The organism is Aureitalea sp. L0-47 (assembly GCF_026126405.1).
In the GTDB taxonomy this organism is placed as follows: Bacteria; Bacteroidota; Bacteroidia; order Flavobacteriales; family Flavobacteriaceae; genus Pukyongia.
The window spans coordinates 1-8,575 of sequence record NZ_JAFMTQ010000027.1 but is presented as its reverse complement, the minus strand read 5'-3'; the positions used below and the strand labels follow the sequence as shown (position 1 = coordinate 8,575).

Sequence of the window (8,575 nt, the reverse complement as noted above, 5' to 3'; positions counted from 1 at the left end):
GGAAGTCTGAAGTTGATGGTTTCGAATAAACAAATCAACAAATAAACGAATCAACTATTATTTTGTCCGGTGTACGGTGTCAAAAGTCAGAAGTCGGGAGTCGGAAGTCGGAAGTCAGAAGTCGGAAGTCGGAAGTCTGAAGTTGATGGTTTCGAATAAACAAATCAACAAATAAACGAATCAACTATATCGAAATTTCCTAATCTGCTCAAGGGTTTTTTTAGCTCTCGATTTATACCCGGCACTTCCTTTATGTACATTATCCTCCAGAATCTGTTTCAGCTCCGGGTGGATCCAATCAATTTCGGTGCCCAGGTAAAACAGGCAGGTCATAGCCCGAACCTGGCAGGCTACTTTTTGGTCGGTAATGAGCCAGTCGAAGGAACATTCGGTCATTACAAGTTTATGTTCTTCTGAAAGTGAGGAGCGAACCCCCGGATCCAGCTTTTTATAGTTCGCAATGCAAAGACGCTCGCATATATGAGCCATAGGCCTTACTACCTGATCTAACTTTGCTGTGGGAAGCATTCCGAAGAAATAATCAAAATGCGGATATAGTAGTGAAGGTTGTTCAATAAAGACAAACTCGAACGCCCAGGCGGCTTTGTAAGAGAGCTCTTTATAATCCCCAAAACAGAGTTCCAACACCTCGGCAATAGTCTCCGGATGATCCAGGATATAGTTGGCCGCTCGCATCCGGTTCTCGCGCAGCGCAGTAGTATAGCTTAGTTGTTTTATGAGTTCCGAATTGGTCATTTTCAGAGGGATTTCCGTATCAGATCAATTGCTTTTGGTACTCCTGAAGTGGCTGTTTCTGCTAAAACTGTTACTCTCCGAGAGCTTTCGATAGCTGGTTTGGGATCCACAAAATAGATGGGCGCTGTGTAGCTCGCATACTGGATCAGGCCCGCGGCGGGGTAGACCTGCATGGAGGTTCCAACGATCATTACAATATCAGAAGCTTCCACAAGGTCGATGGCAACGTCCATCATGGGTACAGCCTCTCCAAACCAAACGATATGCGGACGTAGCTGGTGGTTGAATTCACAGAAATCACCCAGGTTAAGATCATCTCTCCAATCCATTACCAGGCTTTCATCGAAAGTGCTGCGCACTTTCAGAAGTTCACCGTGGAGGTGGGTCACTTTCGTACTTCCGGCCCTCTCATGCAGATCGTCCACATTCTGGGTGATGATGTGAACGTCGAAATCTTCCTCCAGCCTCGCTAATGCTACATGACCTGCATTGGGTTTAACCTCCTGAAGTTGTCTTCGCCTTTGGTTATAGAATTCGAGTACCAGTTCAGGGTTACGCGCGAAGCCTTGTGGGGATGCGACCTCCATCACATCGTGACCTTCCCACAGTCCGTTACTATCCCTGAAGGTTTTCAGGCCACTTTCGGCACTCATTCCTGCTCCTGTTAGTACTGTTATCTTCATTCCTTAAATGTAATTTAAAATCCCCTTTTTCAGAAAAAATTTATCTTAGTGCAAACAACTTATTTCATTGGATCCTCAATTATTCGAATATCTACAATCTTATTTAACCGACAGGCGCAAAGCGCTTTTTAAGGAAGTGATAGCGCAACGCACCCGGCATTTCACTGTAGTTACAGAGGATGTCTATCAACTGCATAATACCAGTGCGGTGATGCGTTCCTGTGATGTTTTTGGAATCCAGGATCTCCACGTTGTTGAGGAGTTGGAGGGTAAACGTGTGGATAAGGAGATCGCCATGGGGGCACAGAAATGGGTGAGTCTACATCGCTATGATACCATAGAGGCCTGCATGGATAATCTGAAAAAGCAGGATTATCAGCTTATTGCCACTACACCTCATAACGATTCCATGTTGTTGAGTGATTTCAATGTGTCAAAAAAGACTGCGTTTTTCTTCGGCAAGGAGGATGTAGGACTCAGTGATTCTGTTATGAACAGAGCGGATGGTTACCTGAAGATACCTATGTATGGTTTTACTGAGAGTCTGAATATTTCAGTTTCGGCCGCTATTATTTTGCAGGATGTGGTTGGTAGAATGCGTCAAAGTGATATTTCCTGGGAACTTTCAGAAGATGAAAAAATGGAATTAGAATTGGAGTGGACGAAAAGGTCCATAAAAAGTGTAGATCAGATCATTAGCCGTTATTTCGAAGGTAAAATTTCGTAAATTCATAATCTCACTGAAAATCAAACAACTATGTATATTTTTTTAAGTATTGTTGGGGCCATAGTGGCCATACTGATCATTTTAATACTGGTCGCACCAAAGAAATATCACGTGCATCGAAGTATTACTGTAAACCGGGCATTACCGGAGGTTTTCCAATATCTGAAACATATTAAGAACCAGGACCACTGGTCTCCCTGGAAGAAAAAAGATCCGAATATGAAACAAAGCTGGACGGGTGAGGATGGCACCGTGGGTTTTGTGGCCCATTGGGAAGGCAATAAAGAAGTGGGAGAGGGTGAACAGGAGATCAAGAAGATCGTGGAGAACGAACGAGTAGAATCTGAATTACGCTTTTTTAAACCCTGGAAGTCGGAGAGTGACGCATATATGCAGGTGGATAAAGCGGATGGCGGGACCAAAGTTACCTGGGGATTTTCGGGAGTGAATAAAATGCCTTTCAATGTATTCATGCTTTTTATGAATATGGACAAGGCCGTAGGGAAGGATTTTGAGGAAGGATTGGAAGAACTTAAAAATATATTAGAATCATAACGTACAACAATGAAACACAACACATTTGCATGGATAGAGATCCCTGTTTCGGATATGGATAGGGCCATAAAGTTTTATGAGACTGTTTTGGATATCGAGATGAAGCTCGTTGATTTTGGCGGTTTACAAATGGGATGGTTTCCTTTTGATGAAGACGCAGATTCAATCACAGGGGCAACAGGAACCCTAATAAAACAAGAGTCGTATATCCCAAGTCAGGAAGGCACGCTGGTCTATTTCCATAGCGAGGATGTTCAGGTGGAATTGGATAGGGTTGAAGCCGCAGGAGGTGAGATCTATCAACCAAAAACCCAGATATCACCTGAGCATGGCTATATGGGAGTCTTTATCGATTCGGAAGGGAATAGGGTAGCGCTGCACAGCCGGAGTTAAAGCAAATTCCAAATTTCAAAACCCAAATAGCAAATAAGCTCCATAATCCAAGCAACAAATAATAACCAAAATGGCCCTTGGAATTTGAGATTTGGATTTTATTTGCATTTTGAAGATTTTGAATTGCGATTTTTCTGCAACCTGTTCAGTGTTAAAAATTAGTCTACTCAAATACTAACATACCAAAATACTAACATACTATCTTGAAACTCGTATTTGCCACCCACAACAAAAACAAATTCCGAGAAGTGAAGGCCCAGATGCCTTCGCATATTGAGTTGCTGAGTTTAACCGATATCAATTGTTTTGACGACATAGCCGAAACCGAGGATACCATTGAAGGAAACGCTTTATTGAAAGCTCGCTACGTCAAGGATCACTTCGGAATTGATTGCTTTGCAGATGATTCAGGTTTAGAAGTGGAAGCCCTTGATAATGCTCCAGGGGTGTACAGTGCTCGCTATGCAGGTCCGGAAAAGGACGCCAACGCCAATAACCGAAAGTTACTGGATGAACTTCAGAAAGAATCAAACAGGGCCGCACGTTTCAAAACCGTCATCGCTCTCACAACTGCGGAAGGAGAGAAACTCTTTACCGGGCTATGCCCGGGAGTCATCGTTAAAAGCCCGAGAGGTGAAGGCGGGTTTGGGTATGATCCTCTTTTTCAACCGGACGGTTACGACCGCACCTTTGCCGAGATGCCACTATCTCTTAAAACGGAAATTGGACATAGGGGAAAGGCAATAGCGCAATTACTGGAATATTTAAAGGTTGAATAAGTTCAGAATTCAAGTATTCGCGACATTTCCGTCCATTTCTCACGAATAAGTCTATCTTTGCCGCCAATTCCTCAGGGTGAGGAAGCGTTGTAAATGAAGCATTTGGGTTTTTATCTGTCGCTAGCTTCCACTCAGCGCACTAACAGGTAAAATATTTTTATGCCGACATTTCAATCGTTGGGACTGGAGGAAAACTTCCTTCGTGCCATATCCGACCTGGGCTTTGAAGCTCCATCGGAAGTACAAGAAAAAACAATCCCTCTTCTTCTCGAAAAAGAAACCGACCTCGTCTCGTTGGCGCAAACTGGTACGGGGAAAACTGCTGCATTCGGTTTTCCGATGCTTCAGAAGATAACAGCGGAAAGCAGAACTACACAAGGGCTTATACTTTCACCTACACGTGAACTTTGTTTACAAATAACAAACGAACTTAAAGCGTACGGAAAATATGTGGATGGCCTCAATATAGTTGCCATTTACGGTGGAGCCAGTATTACAGACCAGGCCAAGAAGATCAAAAAAGGAGCACAGATCATTGTAGCCACACCCGGTAGGATGAAGGATATGATAGGCCGCAGGATGATCGACATTTCAAAAATTGAATACTGTGTGCTCGATGAAGCCGATGAGATGCTGAACATGGGCTTTTATGAAGATATCACTGAAATTCTCTCCCATTCTCCTGAAGATAAGAGCACCTGGTTATTTAGTGCTACCATGCCCAAGGAGGTCGCAACTATCGCCCGGAAGTTCATGCATACACCCGTGGAGATCTCCATTGGAACCAAGAACGTGGGTGCCGAGAATGTTTCGCACGAGTATTACCTTGTAAACGCCCGTGATCGATACAAGGCCTTGAAACGCCTGGCAGATGCCAACCCGGAGATATTCTCTGTTGTGTTTTGCCGAACGAAACGCGACACTCAGAAAGTAGCCGAACAACTCATTGAGGACGGCTATAATGCCGGGGCTATTCACGGCGATCTTAGTCAGAATCAAAGAGACATGGTGATGAAGTCCTTTCGGACGCGCCAGATCCAGATGCTGGTGGCTACTGATGTTGCCGCAAGAGGAATAGACGTTGATGATATTACGCATGTGATAAACTATCAGTTGCCGGATGAGATCGAAACCTATACGCACCGTAGTGGTCGAACGGGAAGAGCCGGTAAAAGCGGAGTTTCCATGGTGATCGTTTCCAAAAGTGAACATAGGAAGATCAAAACGATCGAGAAGATCATTCAGAAGAAATTCGTTCAGAAAGAAATCCCGTCAGGGATGGAAATATGTGAACATCAATTGTTCCATCTCGCGACCAAGATCAAAGATACCGAGGTAAATCACGAGATCGATATGTACCTGGATGGGATCAATGAAATACTAACCGATTTCAGCAAAGAAGAACTCATCAAGAAAGTGTTCTCGGTAGAATTCTCTCGTTTCTATAATTACTACAAGAACGCCAAGGATCTGAATGTTACTGCGGGTGATACCTCTACGGGCTCGGATGCGCCCGGTGTTCGCTTCTTTATCAACCTGGGAGCCAGGGATGATTTCAACTGGATGACCTTGAAGGACTTTCTTAGAGACCTGATGCAACTGGGTAAGGATGATCTTTACAAGGTTGATGTGATGGACAGTTTTTCGTTCTTTAATGTGGAGGAAAAGCATAAAGAGCTTGTTCTGGACGTCTTCAATTCCTTTAAACTGAATGGTAGGAGGATCACTGTTGAGATTTCTAAGGACGGCAGACGAAAAGGAGGTTCACGTTCGGGTGGAAAAGGACGAAAGGATGGTCATAAAAAAGGAAGAAAGAGTGATGATCGCCCAAAATTTAAAGGAAAAAGCAGGAGAAAACCACAGCGTCCCAACGACAGGGGTACTGGTGGTAAGCGCAGAAGACGTTAAGTCTGTCTTAAAATTCAGGGTGTTAATGGAACTTTGGCGGAAAAATTACGTCTATTTATGTACATTTACATTCACAAGGCTATGAAGAAAATCCTTATCCTACTTTTACTACTCTCGTGCACTTTCGCCCATGCTCAGGACGACGAGATCATTAATGGTACAGTGTTGAACGATGCAACAGATCAACCTCTCGAGAATGTGAATATTGTGAACCTTAATAGCGTCCGTGGTGCGAGTACGGACCGTGAAGGGAAATTCACGATCAGGGCAAGTGTAAATGATACGCTTTATTTCAGTTACTTAGGATTTAAATCGATCCGGGTTCGTGTAACCAACGACTGGTTAAAATACGGGGATATCAAGGTGAAAATGACCGAACTGGGGATCGCGCTTGAAGAAGTAGTGGTGCGCCCTGTGGAACTTACTGGCTATGTGGAAGTCGATGCACGCATTATTCCAATATATGAGAATTATCGTTACAGGATTTCGGGACTAACTACAGGCTACGAGGGAGGAAAGACCAAACCAAGTGCTGTGAGTAGTGTTCTGAGCTCGATCTTTAACCCGGCTGACTTCCTTTATAATATCTTCGGAAAGAAACCCAAACAGATGCGTAAGTTGCGGCAGATGAAAGAGGATGATGAGATTCGCAATCTTCTGGCCAGCAAATACGACAGGGAAACTCTCATGGCGGTCTTGCAGTTAGAACGGGTTGATATTGATGAGATCGTAAATCGCTGTAATTACTCCCAGGATTTCATAAGGACAGCCAGTGACCTGCAGATCCTTGACGCTATTAGTGAATGCTACGAAGAATACAAAGTCCTTAACAGGAAGAAGAGCAAAGGATAAAAAATTTCCTAAAACTATCTCTTACCCATTAATAATTTAAATACTTAATTAAGTGGAAAGGATTTTCTTACTTTTTTGTAGGAAAAATCTTAATTTATTGATCTTGGTCGTTATAATTTGTCATAGAACGAAAATGATTAGTTAAGACGTTAAAGTGCAATATATTTAATTAAATCTAGTTAATTATCCTTTTCGGTAATTGACTTTATAGCCTCTAAATTTATTCCATAGGATGCCACGGTAATCTCGGCATCACTTTTCCTATTATTTGGTTGTGGTATTAAACAACTAACATAATCAAGGTGATATGAGATTAATCGACACTTTCAAGGGATCCCTCCCCTCATTTAGAAAATTAGTGAATCTTGAATCTAGAATAAACATTGTTCATGTAACAGTATTAATGTTTCTTTTATTTTCGGTAGATTCTGTTCATGCCCAGTGTACCGAACCTAGTTGCTTGCCAACTTCTGCTGCGCTAGGTGCAAACGGGCCGGACCCATGTTCGGCTAAATTGTATTGTTCAAATAGTGGCGCGGTACAAACAGGACTAATAAATTGTACCAATGCTGCAGATACGGATGGTTGTGGAGTAAGTGCAGACGCTGCCAGTTCTGCTGCCAGTACCTATGCCTCTGCAGATGCATCTGTTGTAGAATTATTCAGTGGAGGTCAATACAATACAGGTACTTATCTACAATGGATCGTATTTGCCACACCACCAACCGTGGAAGGCACTAAGATTCAGGGAGTAGGTGCAGTTGATTCGTGGTGGTTGTTTCATGCCGGTAGTGTTACGGTTCCAGGAGATTACGCCACGGTCGAGGCGGCATTGACGGATCCGGCTCGATGCGACAGTTTCGATTCTTCTAATCTCGTTATAGGAAGCAATGCCAACCAGTATGAACCCTGGACCAATCCAAATGCGGTCATAGCTCCAGACACATATAATATTTACTATATAGCTTTATTTTGGGATACTCCTACAAATGGTTCGCTGAATTTCAAGGTAAAAGAATGCGAAATAGGCTGCCCTGATGTTTTTGTTTCTTGTCCGCAAGATGATGTCCAGGCAGCGTGCCAGTCGCAAGTTGCAATTGATACTGCTTTTGACAATTGGAAGAGTCAGTTTACGTATACAGGGGGTGAAGCACCGGTTGTTGAGACTTACCTTGTGGATGGAATTCCAGTAGACATCAATACGTTAACCGCTCCGGACCGATGTGGAGGGACTATTACTTTGACTTATGAAGTTACGGACAGTTGTCCTAATTTTGAAACTTGTACCAGTACATTTACGGTCTTGCCGGACAACACGGCACCGGTTTTAGATCCTGAACCGGCGGATATTACAGTACAGTGTTTGGATGATGTACCCCCTCCATTTGATCTTGGTTGGACAGATAATTGTGATGGTTCCGGCACGGTTCAATCCACCGATAGCCCATTACAGTTAGCCGTGCAAGGTATTTCCGATGAATCTAAAACTTTAGTGATTAATAGTGTTTGTGGTGGTAGTATTACAAGGACATGGACGTATACCGATTCGTGTGGTAATACTGATACGGCCACACAAATCATAACAATAAACGACACTCAAGATCCTGTACTGGATCCTGAACCAGCTGATATTTTGGTTCAATGTATAGAGGATGTGCCAGCTCCTTTTGATCTTGGATGGACGGATAACTGCGATGGAAGTGGGGTTACAGCTTCTTCTGATGGCCCATTGGTAGGTGGTGCTTGCGGTGGTACTATTACTAGAACCTGGACGTACACTGATGCATGTGGGAATAGTGATACAGCCACCCAGATAATCACGATTGATGACACGGCGGCACCGACCTTTGACATGCAGCCGGCACCGATTGCGGACATCAGCTGTGATGCTGCCCTACCGGTTCAAGAGACCCTAACGGCCT

At 43.6% G+C, this 8,575-nt stretch carries 8 protein-coding genes and 1 pseudogene; 7 read left to right on the top strand and 2 right to left on the bottom strand.

Annotated features, from left to right (window positions below):
* Positions 1 to 180: 180 nt before the first annotated feature.
* Both J1N09_RS15240 and J1N09_RS15235 read right to left on the bottom strand, forming a co-directional pair.
* Entirely contained in the window at positions 181 to 756 is a 576-nt protein-coding gene (locus J1N09_RS15240) for an adenylosuccinate lyase (protein ID WP_265201146.1), read from the bottom strand.
* Between the two features lie 2 nt (positions 757 to 758).
* The gene (locus J1N09_RS15235; protein ID WP_265201145.1) at positions 759 to 1,439 is read right to left on the bottom strand and encodes an SIR2 family NAD-dependent protein deacylase; all 681 of its coding nucleotides are present in this window, start codon (positions 1,437 to 1,439) and stop codon (positions 759 to 761) included.
* A gap of 67 nt (positions 1,440 to 1,506) precedes the next feature.
* On the opposite strand from J1N09_RS15235, the gene J1N09_RS15230 reads away from it, so the two are divergent.
* From J1N09_RS15230 to J1N09_RS15200, 7 genes and pseudogenes are all read left to right on the top strand, one after another.
* On the top strand, positions 1,507 to 2,166 hold the full coding sequence (locus J1N09_RS15230) for a TrmH family RNA methyltransferase (RefSeq protein WP_265201144.1): 660 nt from the start codon (positions 1,507 to 1,509) through the stop codon (positions 2,164 to 2,166).
* A gap of 30 nt (positions 2,167 to 2,196) precedes the next feature.
* On the top strand, positions 2,197 to 2,721 hold the full coding sequence (locus J1N09_RS15225) for an SRPBCC family protein (protein WP_265201143.1): 525 nt from the start codon (positions 2,197 to 2,199) through the stop codon (positions 2,719 to 2,721).
* Between the two features lie 9 nt (positions 2,722 to 2,730).
* Entirely contained in the window at positions 2,731 to 3,114 is a 384-nt protein-coding gene (locus tag J1N09_RS15220) for a VOC family protein (RefSeq protein WP_265201142.1), read from the top strand.
* Positions 3,115 to 3,317: 203 nt separating this feature from the next.
* Positions 3,318 to 3,893, top strand: a complete 576-nt coding sequence (locus J1N09_RS15215) for a non-canonical purine NTP diphosphatase (protein WP_265201141.1) — start codon at positions 3,318 to 3,320, stop codon at positions 3,891 to 3,893.
* A 159-nt stretch (positions 3,894 to 4,052) separates the two neighbouring features.
* Positions 4,053 to 5,801, top strand: coding sequence for a DEAD/DEAH box helicase (locus J1N09_RS15210; RefSeq protein WP_265201139.1), 1,749 nt, complete (start codon positions 4,053 to 4,055; stop codon positions 5,799 to 5,801).
* A gap of 81 nt (positions 5,802 to 5,882) precedes the next feature.
* A complete protein-coding gene (locus tag J1N09_RS15205) occupies positions 5,883 to 6,653 on the top strand; it encodes a carboxypeptidase-like regulatory domain-containing protein (RefSeq protein WP_265201138.1) in 771 nt (256 codons plus the stop codon).
* A 403-nt stretch (positions 6,654 to 7,056) separates the two neighbouring features.
* A pseudogene (locus J1N09_RS15200) lies at positions 7,057 to 8,575 on the top strand (hypothetical protein); the annotation flags it as partial.